The following is a 15,458-nucleotide window of genomic DNA, read 5'->3' on the forward strand; positions in this document are numbered from 1 at the left end:
GCCTTCGTTGACGAGTGAACGACGTCACTGTGGGCGACCATGAGAGCGAGCCGGAAACAAACGGAGCAATCCGGGCGTTGCACACGGTGAGCAAGAAGCCTGGGCCCCGGCCCTGAGCCGAGCGAAAGGACACCGCCATGGCCGACCGCGTTTTGCGTGGAAGCCGGCTCGGAGCAGTCAGCTACGAGACCGACCGCAACCACGATCTCGCTCCGCGCCGGGCAGCGCGGTACGCCTGCCCGAAGGGACACGACTTCGAGGTCCCGTTCTCCGACGACGCCGAGTTGCCGCCGACCTGGGAATGCCGTCTCCACGGCACCGAGTCGAAGATCATCGACGGCGTCGAGCCGGAGGTGAAGAAGATCAAGCCGCCGCGCACGCACTGGGACATGCTCCTGGAGCGCCGGTCGATCCCCGAGCTCGAGGAGTTGCTCGACGAGCGACTCGAAGAGCTGCGTGGACGCCGCACCCGCACGGCCTGATCCAGGCCAGCTAGGTCGCAGACGCTTCAAGCCGTCCCGGTCTCCCGCCGGGGCGGCTTTTTGCGTGCCTCTTCCGGGCGCCTAGGAGGCCCGTACGGCCGCAGTGATCAAGTTCCGGCCCCACCACACGCCCACGGCCGCCAGCACCGCCCAGATCGACAACGCGACGATCGAGCGCGGCGAGCCGAGATCGCTCAGCGCGTCCCCCAGCACGGCGGCGAGCACGGTCGAGGGCACCAGTCCCAGCGCCGTGCCGAGCGCGAAGTCCCGGCCCTTGACCGACGTGACGCCCGCGCCGTAGTTCGCCAGCGTGAACGGCAGGATCGGCAACAATCTGATCACGAGCGTCGCCTCGACTCCCCGGCGCGCGAAGACCCGTTCGAGCACCGCCAGCCGTTCCCCCAGCCAGCCCTTGACCGTGTCGCGGCCGAGCCCTCGGGCGATCGTGAACGCGATCATGGCGCCCGCCGTGAACCCCGCGACCGCGAGCGCGCTCCCCCACCCCACCCCGAACAGCAGTCCCGCCGCCGTCGCCAGAACCGGTTTCGGGAAGAACACCGCCGTGCCCAGCGCGCACACCGCCACGAACACGACCGGAGCCGCGCTCCCCGCGCCGTCCACCAGCGCACGAAGCCGCGTGCCGTCGGGCAGGTCCACGAGCTGCGCCGCGACCGCCAGCGCGACGACGAGCAGCACCAGGAGGATCAGGCCCGCACGTCGCATCAGCGCAACGTACCCGGCAAGCTGGAGCACATGACCGTGCTGCTCCCCTCCGGCGAGACCGTCCCCGCGCTCGGCATGGGCACCTGGATGATGGCCGAGGATCCCGGCAGGCGCGACGACGAGATCGCCGCGCTCCGCACCGGCCTCGACCTCGGCCTGAGCCTGATCGACACGGCCGAGATGTACGGCTCCGGCGCGTCCGAGACGCTCGTGGGCGAGGCGGTGGCCGGTCGGCGCGACGAGGTGTTCCTCGTGTCGAAGGTGCTGCCGTCCAACGCTTCGGCCGCGGGAACGGTGCGCGCCTGCGAAGCCAGCCTGCGCCGCCTGGGCACCGATCGGCTCGACCTGTACCTGCTGCACTGGCGCGGCAGCGTGCCGTTCGCCCAGACCCTGGACGGGTTCTCGGCGCTGATGGACGCGGGCAAGATCCGGTACTGGGGCGTCAGCAACCTCGACCTGGACGACATGCGCGAGCTGACGGCGTTGCCGGGCTTCTGCCAGACCAACCAGATCCTCTACAACCTCACCCGCCGCGGCCCCGAGCACGACCTGCTGCCGTGGCACGCCTCCACCGGCATCCCGATCATGGCCTACTCCCCCGTCGAACAGGGCAGGCTGCTCGACTCCCCCGCGCTCGCCTCAGTCGCCCGACGGCACGACGCCACTCCCGCCCAGGTCGCGCTGGCGTGGGTGCTGCGGCTGCCTCAGGTCTGCGCGATCCCCAAAGCCGGTTCGGCCTCGCACGTGCGGGAGAACGCGCGGGCGCTGGAACTCCGCCTGTCCCCCGAGGACCTCGCCGACCTCGACCGCGCCTTCCCTCCCCCTGCCGGGCCCGCGCCGCTCGCCATGCTTTAGTTCCGGCCGTGAGCTGGACCGACATCGAGACCTGGATCGGCGAGAACTCCCCGGCGCTGCATGCCGCGTTACTTCCGCCGTCGTCCGCTGTGGACATCGCGGACGCGGAGGAGACCATCGGCTACGCGCTGCCCGCCGAGCTCGTCGCGTGGTGGCGGCAGTTCGGTGGCATCGGCGAGACGTACACGCACTGGCCGCTCGTCCCTCCGATGTGGCAGCCGCACGGCCTCGACCACGCGCTGAACCTGCGGACGTTGATGACGCAGGCGATCAGCGGCATCGCGTTCCGCACGCTCGGCGAGGAGAAGGACTACGAGGCGGCCGCGTTGCGCGAACCGGCCGGCACGCCGTGCGTGGACATCTGGCTGCCCGCCTGGCTTCCCGTCGCCGCGGACGGTTCGGGGTACGAGCTGTTCGCAGACCTGCGCGGCGGGCCCCGGCACGGGTGTGTGATGGAGTGGGACAAGTACAGCGGCGCGGACCGCGATCCGTTGTGGCCCAACGTGACCGCGATGCTCGACGACGCGTTGGGTGCGCTGCGCGGCGAGACCGGCCATCGGCTGGCGTTCGAGCACAACGGCTTCCACTGGGAATGAGACGCGCGTCCCACTCTCACCCCGGGCTCACGTCCGGTTCGGTAACGTCACTCCTCGGTCTTACGAACCAGACACAGGAAGCGAGGTGAGCGACACATGCCAGGCGACAGTAGCCAGCGCGGGTCACTCCACCTCGCTGAACCCTTCTGGGCACGCTTCAGTTCTGGCGTGTGACGCACACCCCTGCACCACAAGGGGAGTCACACGATGCACGTCTTCGACATGACGCTGCGCATTGCCGAGAGCATGGGCCTCGGCGCGTTGATCGGTTTCGAGCGGCAGTACCGCTCGCGCATGGCGGGCCTGCGGACCAACGCCCTCGTGGCGGTGGGTGCCGCGTTGTTCGTTCTGCTGTCCGCACAAGGCTTTGACGGCCAGGGCGACCCCACGCGCGTCGCCGCACAGGTGGTGTCCGGCATCGGTTTCCTCGGCGCGGGCGTGATCCTGCGCGACGGGCTGTCGGTGCGGGGACTCAACACCGCGGCCACGCTGTGGTGCGCGGCCGCGGTGGGGTCACTGGCGGGCGCCGGGCTGCACGTCGTCGCGGCGGCCGGCACGGTGGCGATCATCGCGGTCAACGTCGGCCTGCGGGAACTGGGCCGCGCCGTCGACCGCAAAGAAGAGGACTAGCGCGGCTGGTAGGTCAGGCAGTTCGCGTGGTGGGAGCCTTCGCCCTGGCCCACCCGCACGCTCTGCGCCGTGCATTCGAGCGAGGCGTTGTGCGTGCAGTCGGTGCGGGAACAGGCACCCACCTGCGCGATGACCTTGTCCAGGCCGCCCTTCGTACCCAGCGGGATGAACGTGCCGCAGTCGGCGGCGCCGTTGTCCCCGCGCACGGTGATCGCGAAAGCGTGGCAGCCGTCGTGGTTGTAGGAGCAGTCGCTCACGGTGCAATCGTGGACGGCGGGCATCGCCGGGTTCTCGAGGGTGGTCATGTCCGCTCCTGCCGTGGTGGGAAAGGTTCGGTGATTCGGACGATGCCACCACGGCAGAAGGACCGCAATTCGAGAGGAATTAGGCGAGCCTATCCTTTCGGGATTCCGCCGCGCCTATTTCCGTCAGCCGCTCCAGCCCACGGATGTGCGGACCGGACACCGTCGTCGCGCAGCGCTGAGCTGGGGAAACGCTGCGTAGAGGTGGGCGTCGCAGCGAATTCGGCCGAGAGAACAACGGAACTCATCATTGTTCGACCCCAGTCGGGCCACACCAGTCCTCCGCCGTACTCACCCGTGGTCGAGGACGCGCCGCAGGAACCGTTGCGTGCGTTCCTCCCGCGGCTCCGCGATCACCTGCGCGGGCGGCCCGCTCTCCACGATCACGCCGCCGTCCAGGAACAGCACCTGGTCCGCGACCTTCTCGGCGAACCGGATCTCGTGCGTCACGATGACCGTCGTCCACCCCTGCGACGCCAGGTCCTTGATGACCGCCAGCACCTCCCCCACCAGCTCGGGGTCCAGCGCCGAAGTCGGCTCGTCGAACAGCACCACGCGCGGCTTCAACGCGAGTGCACGGGCGATGCCGACACGTTGCTGCTGGCCGCCGGAGAGCTGGTACGGGTAGGAGTCGGCCTTGTCCGCCAGTCCCACCTGGTCCAGCAAGACCCGCGCCTCCCCCATCACCTCGTCCACCGGGCGTTTCTGGGCGACGACTGGGCCTTCGGTGAGGTTCTCCAGGACCGTGCGGTGCGGGAAGAGGTTGTGCGACTGGAACACCATGCCGCTCTGCGCGCGCAGCCGTTGGCCCTCGGCGCGTCCTGCCTTGCCCGCGGGCAGTGCCGAGAAGTCGACCGACACGTCGTCGATGCGGACGATGCCGCTGTCCGGGGTGTCGAGGACGTTCAGTGAGCGCAGCAGGGTGGTCTTGCCGGAGCCGGACGGTCCCAGCAGGACGGTGGAGGTGCCGCGCGGGGTGGTGAAGTCGATGCCGCGCAGCACGTTCAGCTCGCCGAAGGACTTCCTGAGTCCGGTGACCTCGATGCGGATGTCGGTCATGCGATCACGTACCTGTTCAGCCTGGTCTCCAGTCGTTTCTGCCCGGCGGACAACGCCACGCAGATCACCCAGTAGTAGAGCCCCGCGAACGCGTAGAGGGCGAGGAACTCGTTGCTCTCGGCCGCGGCCAGCTGGGACTCGCGGAACAGCTCGGTCAGCAGCACGACCGAGCCGAGTGACGTGTCCTTCAGCAACGACAGCAGCGTGTTGGACAGTGGCGGTACAGCGGTGCGTGCGGCTTGCGGCAGCACGATGCGGCGCAACGTCTGCGCGTAGCCGAAGCCGATCGTGGCCGCCGCCTCGAACTGGCCGCGCGGCACGGACAGGATCGCCGAGCGGACCACTTCGGCCGCGTAGCCGGCGACGTTCAGCGAGAACGCCACCACGGCGGCGGTGAACGGCGGGAACTTCAGGCCTATCTGCGGCAGGCCGTAGAAGACGATGAACAGCTGGAGCAGCAGCGGGGTGCCGCGGATAACCGAGATGAACGCCCGCGCCAGGCCGGACAGCACGCGGTACGGCGAGATCCGGGCCAGAGCCACCAGCAAAGCGAGCGCGAGCCCGATGGCGAACGACAGCGCGGTCAGCGGGATGGTGACCTTGACCAGGCCCACGAACATCGGCCACGCCGTCGAGCGCAGGATGTCCCACGTGCCGCGCGGGCCTCGGCCCTGCGAGAGGTCCGCCGCGCCACCGTCCTCGACGGACACGTCGGCCTTGAAGTACTTCTGGGAGATGCCGCGCAACGTGCCGTCGGCCTTTCAGGGCGTCGATCGCGGAGTTCGCCTGGGTCAGCAACGCCGAGTCGGCCTGCCGCAGCGCCAGGACCTGTTCGCTGCCCGCCTGGCCGGCGTCGCCCGCGATCTCGACGTCCTTCGAGCCGGTGGTGGCGAGGTAGTCGAGGACGGCGATGTTGTCGTTGACGATCGCGTCGACCCGGCCCTGCTGGAGCAGCGCGGCAGCCTGGGCGAAGCCTTCGACGGCCTCCACGCGGGCGCCGGCGTCGCGGGCGACCTTGGCCCAGTTGCTGGTGCTGGACTGGGCGGTGGTCTTGCCGCTCAGGTCCGCGATCGACTTGATCCGGTCGTCGCCGGTGCGGCGGACGATCACGCCGCGCGAGTAGGTGTAGGTGCTGGAGAGACCGTATTTGGCGGCGCGTTCGGGGTTGCGCGACACCTGGTTCGCGATGAGGTCGATGCGGCCGGCGTCGAGCGCGGGGAAGATCGCGTCCCACTGCGTCTCGACGAACTCCAGCCGCCAGCCCGCCTTCGCGGCGATCGCCTTGACGACCTCGATGTCGTAGCCGGTCAGCTCCTGGGTCTGCGGATCGTGGAAGGAGAACGGCGGGTAGGTGCCCTCCGTGCCGACGCGGACCAGCGGTGGTTGCTCTTGTTGCGCGTACGCCGGTGCGGGGACGACGATCACCAGCAGCAGGAGCAGCACCGCGCCCCTGAACACTTGTCGCATTCGGGCAGGGTAGAGCGAACGGAGCAGTCGGTGCTGATGATCCACTATGCGGGACGAGGTGTACGGCATGGCTACGGTGACCACCGCCGACGGGCAGTTGGTGTCCTATGTGGACCACGGCGGTGACGGCCCCGCGGTCGTGCTGCTGCACAGCTTCCTGATGGACGCGACGATGTGGGCGCCGCAGGTCGAGGCCCTGGGCGAACGCTACCGGCTGATCGCGATCGACGAGCGCGGCCACGGTGACACGCCCGCCGCCGGGCCGTTCGACCACTGGGACGTCGCCCGCGACACCCTCGCCGTGCTCGACGAACTGGGCGTGAACGCCGCTGCCGTGGCCGGTACCAGTCAGGGCGGGTTCGTGGCGCTGCGGATGGCGTTGCTGGATCCGCGGCGGGTCACGGCGCTCGCGCTGCTGGGCACGTCCGGCGAGCCCGAGGACCAGCAGGTCTCCGACGCCTACCAGCAGCTCGCCGAGGTGTGGATCGCGCAGGGACCGGGGTCGGTGATCGAGGCCGTCGCGAAGATCTGCCTGGGCGACTACGACCCGTCCGAGTGGACGCCGAAGTGGAGCGAGGTCGAGCCCGAACGGCTGCGGCTGATCATGAACGCCCTGGTCGGCCGCGAAGGCGTGCTGGACCGGGCCGGGGAGATCGACGTGCCCGCGCTCGTGCTGCACGGCACCGCCGACCTCGCCTACCCGGTCGGGAAGGCCGAGGCCCTGGTCGCGGCACTGCCCAAGGCCGAGCCGCTGGTCCTCGTCGAGGGTGGCGCGCACTTCCTGAGCCTCACGCACGCCGCGGACGTGAACCCGCACCTGGAGCGGTTCCTCAGCGCGAACCTCTGACGGCCCAGGCCTTGGCGGTCAGCTCGATCGGGCCTTCCCCGGGCAGACGGGAGCGGAGCAGGTCGCGCACGGCGTCGAGCTGCTCCGGCGGCAGCGTCGCGGCGTAGGCGGGTGCCGCGCCCGTGCCGCCCAGGAACGGTTCCCAGAAGTCCGCGAAGTCGCGGAACACCGTGGGCACGACGATGCCGGTCACCTCGACGTCGCGCAGACCGGCCCCGGTCCACAACGCGCGCAACGGGTCTGCGCCGCTCACGTCGCTGAAGCGCAGTCCCTCGTCGTGCGAGGCGGCGGCGGGGTCGACGTCCTTCGCGGCGTCCCAGAACAGCCGCATCATCTGCATGCCGCTCGTGTAGTCCCACAGGTACGAGCCGACGTACGTCCCCGCGCGGGCGAACTCCGCCACGGCGTGTGCGGCGTCGGGCACGAACGTGAGCACGAGCCCGCTGACCACGACGTCGGCGGTGCGTCCGCCCAGGTCGGTGGCGTTGCCGACCTCGAACGTGGCGCCGGGAACGCGCTGCCGGGCGAGTTCGAGGAAGCCTTCCGACGGGTCGATGCCGGTGATCGCGGACGGACGGGCGTGTGCCAGCACGGTCTCGGTCAGCGCGCCCGTGCCGCAGCCGACGTCGAGCCACGTCCGGCCGGGCGGCACGTCCAGCCGGCGCAGGAACTCCACCGCGACAGGCCGGCTCCACCGGCCCACGTACCGCTCGTACGCGTCACCGAAACCCCACACGCGTCGAAAGTAGCCCAGCCGCCCCCGAACGCACCCCAGGGAATAACCGGGGGCTGGTCCGGTTAAGCTAGATGATACGTCAACTAGCGAGGTCGGGTGTGCTGTGAAGATCGCTGTTCTCGGTGCGGGCCACGTCGGTCCCGTCATCGCGCGCCTGGCCCTGGCGGCGGGCTACGAGGTGGGCATCGCGGGGTCCGGTGACCCCGCGCGGATCGAGATGATCACCGAGTTCCTCGCGCCGGGTGCCGTCGCGCAGTCCGCCTCCGACGCCGTCGCGGACGCCGGTCTCGTCGTGCTGGCGATCCCGTGGCACCGGTTCTCCACGCTCGATCCGCGGCTGTTCGCGGGCAAGGTCGTCATCGACTCGATGAACCACTGGCCGCCCGCCGCGGAGCCGTTGGGCACGAGCGAGGAGGTCGCGCGACGGCTGGTGGGCGCGCAGGTCGTCAAGACCCTCAACCACGTCGCCTACCAGGACATGGAACCCGCCGGTGGTCGCGCCGTCGGCCTGGCCGGTGACTCGCCGGCCGCGCTGGAGTCCGCAGCGGTGTTCCTGGAGCGCATCGGGTTCGACCCGGTGCCGGTGGGGTCCCTGGCCGCGGGACGGCTGCTGGAACCGGGCGGCCCGGTGTTCGGCGTCGCGGCAAGCAGGCAGGAATTCGAGAAGTTCACCAAGGAGCAGTCATGACCACGTTCGGACTCGACACGTTCGGCGACGTCACCCTCGACGCGTCCGGCACCCCGCTGTCGCACGCCCAGACCATTCGCAACCTGGTCGAGCAGGGCGTGCTGGCCGACCAGGTCGGCCTCGACTTCTTCGGCATCGGCGAGCACCACACCCCGGACATGCCGTTGTCGGCGGCCGACGTGGTGCTGGCCGCGATCGCCGCCCGCACCTCGAAGATCCACCTCGGTTCGGCCGTGACGGTGCTCAGCTCGGACGACCCGGTGCGCGTGTACCAGCGGTTCTCGACGTTGAACGCGCTGTCGGACGGCCGCGCGGAGGTCATCCTGGGCCGCGGGTCCAGTGTGGACTCGTTCCCGCTGTTCGGCTACGACCTCGCGGACTACGAGGACCTGTTCGAGGAGAAGACGCACCTGTTCGCCGAGCTGCTCAAGGGCGGCCCGATCACCTGGCAGGGCAAGACGCGGGCGGCGCTGCACGAGCAGGACGTCGTGCCGTTCACCGAGCCGTTCCCGACGTGGATCGGCGTCGGCGGCAGCCCGCAGTCCGTCGTGCGCGCGGCGTCGTACGGGTTCTCGCTGATGCTCGCGATCATCGGCGGCCACCCCGCCCGGTTCGCGCCGTTCTCGGAGCTCTACAAGCACGCGCTGGAGAAGTTCGGCCGCGACCCGTTGCCGATCGGGATCCACTCCCCCGGCCACGTGGCGCCGACCGACGAGCAGGCGCGGGAGGAGTTCTGGCCGCACTACCTCGACGTGATCAGCCGTCTTGGCAAGACGCGGGGGTTCTCCACGCCGACGCCGGAGTCGTACGCGCACGAGGTGGGGCCGCACGGCGCGCTGTTCGTCGGGTCGCCCGAGACGGTCGCCACGAAGATGGCGGCCACCATGAAGAAGCTGGACGCGAGCCGGTTCGACCTGAAGTACGGCATCGGCGGGCTGTCGCACGAGTCGCTGATGCGGACGATCGACCTGTACGGGACGAAGGTCGTGCCGCTGGTGCAGGACATGCTCGCGTGAGGTGAGGGGGCTGGGTTCCAGCCCCCTCGTGTCACTTCTTGGACGAGGCGATCTCGCACTCCTTGGCGTGCTCCAGGCCGAGCGAGATCGACGCGGCGTCGTTGTTGGGGCCGCCGAGCGCGTAGCTGACGATGGTCGAGCCCGGTTCGTTGAGCACCTCGACGTAGCGGACTCCCTTGCCGCGCAGGCATTGCACGACGCGGTTGGCGAAGTCGACGGCCTCGGGGTTGGTGACGTCCTTCTCCCACGGGGGCAGCGGCGACTTCGACTCGCACGCCTGGAGCGCCTTGTCGAGCTCTTCCTTGGTGGGTTCCGGGCGGCCGCTCCCCTCGGCGGAGCGTCCCTTCTTGTCCAGGCCGAACCCCGCCAGGCACTGGTCGTACGGCGCCTGGAGGGCTTCGAAGTCCTCCGGGGTCATGTCGAGGCGTTCGCGGGGCCGTTGTTCCTGGGCGGCCGACGTCGCGGCCGCGCTGCTCGGTGGCGTCGAGATCGAGGCGACCTGGGGCTGGGCCTCGGGCTTTCCGCACGCGGCCAGCAACAGCAGCAGGGCCAGGGTGGCCTTCTTCATCGGGGGATTTCCTTTCGTCACGCGGCGAGCGCCTGCGTCGGGGTGAGCCGGGCGGCGCGGATCGAGGGGTAGAGGCCTGCGGCGGCGCCCACGACGAACGCGGCGAGCACACCGGAGGCCAGGACTTCGAGGGGGATGACGAGCGGCCAGCGGTGCAGGGTCGCGTAGCCCGCGACCCCGAGCGCCCCCAAGGCGGTGCCCGCCAGTCCTCCGAGGCCGGAGAGCAGGACGGCTTCGGTGAGGAACTGCGCGCGGATGTGGCCGCGGGTGGCGCCGAGCGCGCGGCGCAGGCCGATCTCGCTGCGGCGTTCGAGCACGGAGATCACCATCGTGTTCGCCACGCCGACGCCGCCGACCAGCAGCGCGACGCCCGCGAGCCCCAGGAACAGCGCGCTGTAGGAGTTCTGGGTGGCGCGCTTGGCCGCCAGCGCGTCGGACGGGCGGCTCACCTGCACCAGGCCGGGAATCTCGCCGTAGAGCGTGGCGGGCAGGATCGCGCGAACGTCCTCAATGGACTCCTCACGTGCCTTCACGTACACGACCGTCGGATGGCCGTCGAACCCCAGCTGCGTGCGGGCGGCGTCCCAGCCGACCAGCACCGAGCGTTCGATGTCGGGTGCGAGCGGCATGGGGCCCAGGACTCCCGTCACCGTGAACCACTTCTCCCCCACGAACACCGCCGGGTGTTCGCCCACGGCCGGGATGCCCAGCCGGTGGGCGGCGACGTTGCCCAGGACGACGCTCGGGAAGTCCGGTCGTGGCAGGAAGTCTCCGCTCTGGACGTGGCCGTTCACGGTTTCCAGAAGATTGGGGGTGGCGGCCAGGACGGTGATGTCCGAGCTGTGGCCGGGGTCGAGCAGGTCGTTGCGGCGGACTCGGGTGTGGGTGTTGGCGACGGCCGCGGCGGCCGTGACCGGGCCGATGCGCTGGACCATCGCGACGGAGGACTCCGGCAGCAGCACCGGGTCGTCCTGGCGCTGGGACGGTTGGGCGCGCAGGAGGTTGGTGCCGAGGGCGGTCAGTTCGTCGAGCAGGGCCTGCTGGCTGGAGGCCGGGATGCCGGTGACGACCACGACGGTGGCTATGCCCAGGGCGATTCCCAGGGCGGAGAGGGCGGCTCGGAGGCGGCGGGTGCGCATGCCGAGCGAGCCGAGGGACAGGAGGTCGACGGGCGAGAGACGGGTCATCGCGCACGCTCCCCGAGCACGGACGGCGCGGTGAGCAGACGGCCCACGCGGCTCATCGGGCACTCCCGGTGTCGGGGCGCGGGAAGGTGACGGTGGCGGCGGTCTGGTCTGCGGTGTCCGCGATGATCCGCCCGTCCCGCAGTTCCACCCTGCGTGGCAACGAGGCGGCGATGTCCCGGTCGTGCGTGATCAGCGCGATGGTCGTGCCCTGCCGGTTCAGCTCGCGCAGCAGTTCCAGCACCGCGAGCCCGTTGGCGGTGTCGAGCGCGCCGGTCGGCTCGTCGGCCAGCACCAGGGCCGGGTTGTTCACCACGGCGCGGGCGATGGCGACGCGCTGGCGTTCGCCGCCGGAGAGTTCCGACGGGCGGTGGTCGGCGCGGTGCCCGAGGCCGACGCGGTTGAGCGCCTCCACGGCGAGCGGGCGGCGGTCCTTGCGCCGGACTCCGGCGTAGAGGAGTCCGGTGGCGACGTTCTCGGTGGCGGTCAGGCCGTCGGACAGGTGGAACTGCTGGAACACGAACCCCAGCCGGCTGCCGCGCAGTGCGGACAGGCGGCGGTCCGGCAGGCGGGAGACGTCCTGGCCGTCGATCTCGACGGTGCCGGACGAGGGCAGGTCCAGGGTGCCGACGAGGTGCAGCAGCGTGGACTTGCCGGAGCCGGACGGGCCCACGATCGCGAGCAGCTCGCCCGCGTCGACCTGCAACGACACGTCGTCGAGTGCCGTGACGCCGCCTGGGTAGCGCTTGGTCACCGAGCGCAGGGCGAGCACGGGGGTCATTGGGCGGTCACCACTTCCAGGCCGTCGGTGACGCCGTCGCCGGAGATCTCGACCTTGTCCTGCGAGTACAGGCCCGTTTGGACGGCCTTCAACCCGCCGGAGGGCAGCTGGACGGCGTAGCCGCCCTCCTTGAGCGCCACGAGGGCCGCCAGCGGAACGGTCAGCACGCCGGCGCGGCTTTCGGTCGTGATCGTGAGGCGGACGGGGGCGGTGTCCAGGTCCTCGACGTCCGCCGGGTTGTCCGGGGTGACGACGACGTCGGCCTTCGGGCCACCGCCGCCGTTCTCGGAGGTGGTGGCCACCTGCGTCACCGAGGTGACCTTGGCGGGGACGGAGCGGTTGTCCGGGCGCACGATCACGACCGGCAGGTCCGTCTTCAGCACGCCCGCCTCGGAGACCGGTACCTGCAGCGAGACGAGGCGGGTGGTGGGCGTAACCTCGAAGAGTTCCTCGGTGGCGGGCTCGCCGAGCTGGGCCTTCACGGTGCCGACGCGCATCGGGCGGTCCAGGACGAGCACCCGGCCGGGCGCCAGGACGCCGGTCTGCTCGACGCCGAGCGCCTTCTGCCACTTCTTCAGGGCGTCGACCACGCGCGGGGTGAGCTCGGCCTTCGTGGCGTCCTTGGGGCGGGTGCCGACCGAGTAGCCCAGGGCGGCGAGGTTGTCCATCACCACCGCGACGTCCGAGCCTTTGAGACCGGGGGCGTCCAGGGCGCGGAACAACGGGGTGGCGCCGAAGAACACGACGACGGGCTGGTCGTCGACGCGGTAGAGCTCCTTGCCCAGTTCGGTGGTCTGGCCGGTCGCCGGGAGCTTCGTGACGGTGCCGGCGGTGCCCTTGACGGGGCGGGCGGCGCCGAAGCCGAGCTGGGCCTGGAGCGTGCGGGTGTTCGTGAGGTCTCCCTTTCGCACGGTCGTGGTCTTCACCGCTGGTGGCGGGGCCGCGGCGGGCTCGGGTGGCCGGGCGCGCACCACCAGCACCGCGGCGATGACGACCACGACGAGCACGGTGGCCGCGATGACTGTCCTGCGCATGGTGTGGATCTTCGGAGGCACTTGTGAGGATCCTGTGTCGAACCGGTGATCGCGGTGAGGGCGTCCATATGATCGGCCGGTGAGCGCTCTCATCCTGGTCGCGGAGGACGACGAGAACCAGGCCGAGCTGGTGCGCCGGTACCTGGAGCAGGACCATCATCGTGTGCTCGTGGTCCACGACGGACGGGACGCGCTCGACGTGGTCCGCGATCGGCAGCCCGCGCTGGTGGTGCTCGACCTGATGCTGCCGGGACTGGGTGGGCTGGACGTGTGCCGGGCGTTGCGGGCCGGTTCGGACGTGCTGGTGCTGATGCTGACGGCGCGGTCCACTGAGGACGATCTGCTGCACGGGCTCGGGATCGGCGCGGACGACTACATGACCAAGCCGTTCAGCCCGCGTGAGCTGGTGGCGCGGGTGCGGACGCTGCTGCGGCGGGTGCCCGCGGAGAAGCCGAAGCCGGTGCTGGAGGTCGGGCCGATCGTGGTCGACCAGCTGCGGCACGAGGTGCGGGTGCGCGGCGAGCTGGTCGAGTGCACGCCGGGCGAGTTCGGGTTGCTGGAGGTGCTGGCGTCCGAAGTGGACCGGGTGTTCAGCCGCGAGCAGCTGCTGGAGCGGATGCACGGCATCGACAGCTTCCTGACCACGCGCACGATCGACACGCACGTGAAGAACCTGCGCCGCAAGATCGAGACCGACCCGCGCGTGCCCGCTCACCTCGTCACCGTCTACGGCATCGGTTACAAGCTCACGGCCGGACGCGCTGATGCGCCGTAGCGTCTTCACGCGGCTGCTCGTGGTCGTGGTGCTGATCGCTGTCTGCTCGATCGCCGCGACGGCGTGGCTGGCGACGCAGCTGACCAAGGCGTCGATCGCCCGTGAGCAGGGCCGTGAGCTGGCGTCGGACAACAGGATCTACACGACGTTGCTCACCTACGCGGCCGAGCACCGTGACTGGTCCGAAGTGGACGGCTACGTCGAGACGCTGATGACCGAGCACCCCGGCCGTCGTCTCGTGCTGGTCACCAAGGACGGCCGCACGGTCGCGGATCGCGGCGGGGACGGCGGCGAGCTGCCGGCCAAGGCCGCGGCCGTGGTGGATCCGCTGGCGGTCGACCCGGTGCTGGTGCCGGGCGCGCCCGCGGACCGGATCGACAAGCGCGTGCTCGGGCCGTTCCGCACGCCGATCGACTTCCGCGACCGCGAGGACCGCACGGGGTCGCTGTTCTGCCTGCGGCTGGTCAAGAAGGAGCAGGCGCGGCTGGACTGCCGGGAGCGGGATCTTCCGTTCGACACCGCGGCCGACTTCTACGCGTTGCTGGACCTGGAGGACCTGGTCGCCACCTGTCTGGCGCGCCGGTCGCTGCCGCCGGTGGACCTCGATCCCGACTTCACGCCGGCGCTCAAGCAGTCGACGGGCGTGCCGCCGCCGGACGAGCCCGCCGTCGCCGCCTGCGTGGCCGCGTCGCGGAAAGAGCAGCTCACGCCGTACGTGGCGCCGCCGGTCCTGCTGTACCTGACGAACCCCACGGGCACGCCGACGGCCGCGATCTCGTTGTCGGGCAACGGCTGGCAGGTCGTGGGGGCCGCAGCGGTGGTGTTGCTGGCGGCGATCGGGGTGGCGGCGTTCGCTGGGGCGCGGATCACGAGGCCGCTGCGGGCGTTGACGGCGGCCGCTCAGCACATGTCCGGCGGAAGCGAGATCCCGCCGGTGCCGGTGCGCGGGCAGGACGAGATCGCGGGGCTGACCAGGGCGTTCAACACGATGGCCGCGACCAGGGCGCAGGTCGAGCAGGCGCGCAAGGCCATGGTCAGCGACGTCGCCCATGAGCTGCGGACGCCGTTGAGCAACATCCGGGGCTGGCTGGAGGCGGCCGAGGACGGGGTGAGCGACCTCGATCCGGCGCTGATCACGTTGCTGCTCAAGGAGGCGCTGGTGTTGCAGCACGTCGTGGACGACCTGCAGGACCTCGCCGTGGCGGACGCCGGCTCCCTGCGCCTGACGCTCGAACGGGTGAACGTCGCGAGCGCGTTGGAGCAGGTCCAAGCGGCGCACGAGGTCCGTGCCACGCAGGCCGGCGTCACGCTGGCCGTGGCCGCGGACGCCTCGCTCACCGTGCGGGCCGATGCCCTGCGGTTGCGGCAGATCCTCGACAACCTCGTCGCGAACGCGCTGCGCTACGTGCCCGCCGGCGGTTCGGTGACGGTCGAGGCGACGGCACAGGACGGCGGGGTCGTGTTCACGGTGACCGACACCGGTTCGGGCATCTCCGCGGACGACCTCCCGCACGTGTTCGACCGGTTCTGGCGCGCGGACAAGTCGCGCAGCCGCACCACGGGCGGCAGCGGACTGGGCCTCGCGATCGTCCGCAAGCTCGTCGAGGCGCACGGCGGTATGGTCGGTGTGACCAGCACGACAGGGGCCGGAACCACGTTCCGCGTCCGATTGCCGGAACTCAGCTGATACACCCAGCGTTAGTTCGCTGGAGAGG

The 15,458-nt window shown here is 70.6% G+C and carries 18 protein-coding genes and 1 pseudogene; 9 read left to right on the forward strand and 10 right to left on the reverse strand.

Annotated elements, in window-relative coordinates; genetic code table 11:
• The first annotated feature begins 137 nt into the window (after positions 1-137).
• On the forward strand, positions 138-482 hold the full coding sequence (locus BM417_RS34605) for an RNA polymerase-binding protein RbpA (RefSeq protein ID WP_065919117.1): 345 nt from the start codon (positions 138-140) through the stop codon (positions 480-482).
• Between the two features lie 81 nt (positions 483-563).
• On the opposite strand, the gene BM417_RS34610 is transcribed toward BM417_RS34605, so the two are convergent.
• A complete protein-coding gene (locus BM417_RS34610; protein ID WP_143138918.1) occupies positions 564-1,205 on the reverse strand; it encodes a TVP38/TMEM64 family protein in 642 nt (213 codons plus the stop codon).
• 30 nt (positions 1,206-1,235) lie between these two features.
• Here BM417_RS34610 and BM417_RS34615 point away from each other — a divergent pair, with 30 nt between their 5' ends.
• From BM417_RS34615 to BM417_RS34625, 3 genes are all read left to right on the forward strand, one after another.
• Positions 1,236-2,060, forward strand: a complete 825-nt coding sequence (locus BM417_RS34615) for an aldo/keto reductase (RefSeq protein WP_093603220.1) — start codon at positions 1,236-1,238, stop codon at positions 2,058-2,060.
• Positions 2,061-2,068: 8 nt separating this feature from the next.
• On the forward strand, positions 2,069-2,656 hold the full coding sequence (locus BM417_RS34620; protein ID WP_093603222.1) for an SMI1/KNR4 family protein: 588 nt from the start codon (positions 2,069-2,071) through the stop codon (positions 2,654-2,656).
• A gap of 207 nt (positions 2,657-2,863) precedes the next feature.
• On the forward strand, positions 2,864-3,286 hold the full coding sequence (locus BM417_RS34625) for an MgtC/SapB family protein (RefSeq protein WP_093603224.1): 423 nt from the start codon (positions 2,864-2,866) through the stop codon (positions 3,284-3,286).
• On the opposite strand, the gene BM417_RS34630 is transcribed toward BM417_RS34625, so the two are convergent.
• The 4 genes and pseudogenes from BM417_RS34630 to BM417_RS50385 all read right to left on the reverse strand — a co-directional run.
• Complete coding sequence (locus BM417_RS34630) at positions 3,283-3,591, reverse strand: DUF1540 domain-containing protein (protein ID WP_093603226.1); 309 nt, start codon at positions 3,589-3,591, stop codon at positions 3,283-3,285. The genes BM417_RS34625 and BM417_RS34630 overlap by 4 nt on opposite strands.
• Positions 3,592-3,879: 288 nt before the next feature.
• Positions 3,880-4,647 carry an amino acid ABC transporter ATP-binding protein gene (locus tag BM417_RS34635; protein WP_093603228.1) on the reverse strand — a complete coding sequence of 256 codons (768 nt, stop codon included), beginning with the start codon at positions 4,645-4,647 and terminating at the stop codon, positions 3,880-3,882.
• Positions 4,644-5,393: an amino acid ABC transporter permease gene (locus BM417_RS48150; RefSeq protein WP_245822355.1), complete on the reverse strand. Its 750-nt coding sequence runs from the start codon at positions 5,391-5,393 to the stop codon at positions 4,644-4,646. The genes BM417_RS34635 and BM417_RS48150 overlap by 4 nt, the downstream gene beginning before the upstream one ends.
• Before the next feature lie 73 nt (positions 5,394-5,466).
• Positions 5,467-6,183, reverse strand: a pseudogene (locus BM417_RS50385) (transporter substrate-binding domain-containing protein); the annotation flags it as partial.
• On the opposite strand from BM417_RS50385, the gene BM417_RS34645 reads away from it, so the two are divergent.
• Positions 6,182-6,961 carry an alpha/beta fold hydrolase gene (locus BM417_RS34645; protein WP_177320750.1) on the forward strand — a complete coding sequence of 260 codons (780 nt, stop codon included), beginning with the start codon at positions 6,182-6,184 and terminating at the stop codon, positions 6,959-6,961. The pseudogene BM417_RS50385 and the gene BM417_RS34645 sit on opposite strands and share 2 nt — an antisense overlap.
• Here BM417_RS34645 and BM417_RS34650 read toward each other — a convergent pair.
• Positions 6,945-7,697 carry a class I SAM-dependent methyltransferase gene (locus tag BM417_RS34650; RefSeq protein ID WP_245822359.1) on the reverse strand — a complete coding sequence of 251 codons (753 nt, stop codon included), beginning with the start codon at positions 7,695-7,697 and terminating at the stop codon, positions 6,945-6,947. The two genes, BM417_RS34645 and BM417_RS34650, sit on opposite strands and share 17 nt — an antisense overlap.
• 103 nt (positions 7,698-7,800) lie before the next feature.
• Between BM417_RS34650 and BM417_RS34655 the strand changes: the two genes are divergently transcribed.
• Both BM417_RS34655 and BM417_RS34660 read left to right on the forward strand, forming a co-directional pair.
• Complete coding sequence (locus BM417_RS34655) at positions 7,801-8,385, forward strand: NADPH-dependent F420 reductase (protein ID WP_093603234.1); 585 nt, start codon at positions 7,801-7,803, stop codon at positions 8,383-8,385.
• Positions 8,382-9,401, forward strand: a complete 1,020-nt coding sequence (locus tag BM417_RS34660) for an LLM class flavin-dependent oxidoreductase (protein WP_093603236.1) — start codon at positions 8,382-8,384, stop codon at positions 9,399-9,401. The genes BM417_RS34655 and BM417_RS34660 overlap by 4 nt, the downstream gene beginning before the upstream one ends.
• Before the next feature lie 31 nt (positions 9,402-9,432).
• On the opposite strand, the gene BM417_RS34665 is transcribed toward BM417_RS34660, so the two are convergent.
• The 4 genes from BM417_RS34665 to BM417_RS34680 are packed head-to-tail and all read right to left on the reverse strand — an operon-like array spanning position 9,433 to position 12,968.
• Positions 9,433-9,969 (reverse strand): hypothetical protein, encoded by a 537-nt coding sequence (locus BM417_RS34665; protein ID WP_093603238.1) that lies wholly within the window; start codon positions 9,967-9,969, stop codon positions 9,433-9,435.
• Positions 9,970-9,986: 17 nt separating this feature from the next.
• Complete coding sequence (locus BM417_RS34670; RefSeq protein WP_093603242.1) at positions 9,987-11,156, reverse strand: ABC transporter permease; 1,170 nt, start codon at positions 11,154-11,156, stop codon at positions 9,987-9,989.
• Positions 11,157-11,208: 52 nt separating this feature from the next.
• Entirely contained in the window at positions 11,209-11,934 is a 726-nt protein-coding gene (locus BM417_RS34675) for an ABC transporter ATP-binding protein (RefSeq protein ID WP_093603244.1), read from the reverse strand.
• Entirely contained in the window at positions 11,931-12,968 is a 1,038-nt protein-coding gene (locus tag BM417_RS34680; protein ID WP_143138919.1) for an efflux RND transporter periplasmic adaptor subunit, read from the reverse strand. The genes BM417_RS34675 and BM417_RS34680 overlap by 4 nt, the downstream gene beginning before the upstream one ends.
• 79 nt (positions 12,969-13,047) lie before the next feature.
• Here BM417_RS34680 and BM417_RS34685 point away from each other — a divergent pair, with 79 nt between their 5' ends.
• Positions 13,048-13,743 carry a response regulator transcription factor gene (locus BM417_RS34685; RefSeq protein WP_093603248.1) on the forward strand — a complete coding sequence of 232 codons (696 nt, stop codon included), beginning with the start codon at positions 13,048-13,050 and terminating at the stop codon, positions 13,741-13,743.
• The gene (locus tag BM417_RS34690) at positions 13,733-15,430 is read left to right on the forward strand and encodes a sensor histidine kinase (protein WP_093603250.1); all 1,698 of its coding nucleotides are present in this window, start codon (positions 13,733-13,735) and stop codon (positions 15,428-15,430) included. The genes BM417_RS34685 and BM417_RS34690 overlap by 11 nt, the downstream gene beginning before the upstream one ends.
• The last annotated feature ends 28 nt before the right edge of the window (positions 15,431-15,458 follow it).

Source organism: Lentzea waywayandensis (genome assembly GCF_900115955.1).
Classification (GTDB): domain Bacteria; phylum Actinomycetota; class Actinomycetes; order Mycobacteriales; family Pseudonocardiaceae; genus Lentzea; species Lentzea waywayandensis.

Coding starts and splice junctions, on each gene's coding strand:
- BM417_RS34605 (WP_065919117.1), top strand. CDS start 138: ATGGCCGACCGCGTTTTGCGTGGAAGCCGGCTCGGAGCAGTCAGCTAC.
- BM417_RS34610 (WP_143138918.1), bottom strand. CDS start 1,205: ATGCGACGTGCGGGCCTGATCCTCCTGGTGCTGCTCGTCGTCGCGCTG.
- BM417_RS34615 (WP_093603220.1), top strand. CDS start 1,236: ATGACCGTGCTGCTCCCCTCCGGCGAGACCGTCCCCGCGCTCGGCATG.
- BM417_RS34625 (WP_093603224.1), top strand. CDS start 2,864: ATGCACGTCTTCGACATGACGCTGCGCATTGCCGAGAGCATGGGCCTC.
- BM417_RS34630 (WP_093603226.1), bottom strand. CDS start 3,591: ATGACCACCCTCGAGAACCCGGCGATGCCCGCCGTCCACGATTGCACC.
- BM417_RS34635 (WP_093603228.1), bottom strand. CDS start 4,647: ATGACCGACATCCGCATCGAGGTCACCGGACTCAGGAAGTCCTTCGGC.
- BM417_RS34645 (WP_177320750.1), top strand. CDS start 6,182: ATGGCTACGGTGACCACCGCCGACGGGCAGTTGGTGTCCTATGTGGAC.
- BM417_RS34660 (WP_093603236.1), top strand. CDS start 8,382: ATGACCACGTTCGGACTCGACACGTTCGGCGACGTCACCCTCGACGCG.
- BM417_RS34665 (WP_093603238.1), bottom strand. CDS start 9,969: ATGAAGAAGGCCACCCTGGCCCTGCTGCTGTTGCTGGCCGCGTGCGGA.
- BM417_RS34670 (WP_093603242.1), bottom strand. CDS start 11,156: ATGACCCGTCTCTCGCCCGTCGACCTCCTGTCCCTCGGCTCGCTCGGC.
- BM417_RS34675 (WP_093603244.1), bottom strand. CDS start 11,934: ATGACCCCCGTGCTCGCCCTGCGCTCGGTGACCAAGCGCTACCCAGGC.
- BM417_RS34680 (WP_143138919.1), bottom strand. CDS start 12,968: ATGCGCAGGACAGTCATCGCGGCCACCGTGCTCGTCGTGGTCGTCATC.
- BM417_RS34690 (WP_093603250.1), top strand. CDS start 13,733: ATGCGCCGTAGCGTCTTCACGCGGCTGCTCGTGGTCGTGGTGCTGATC.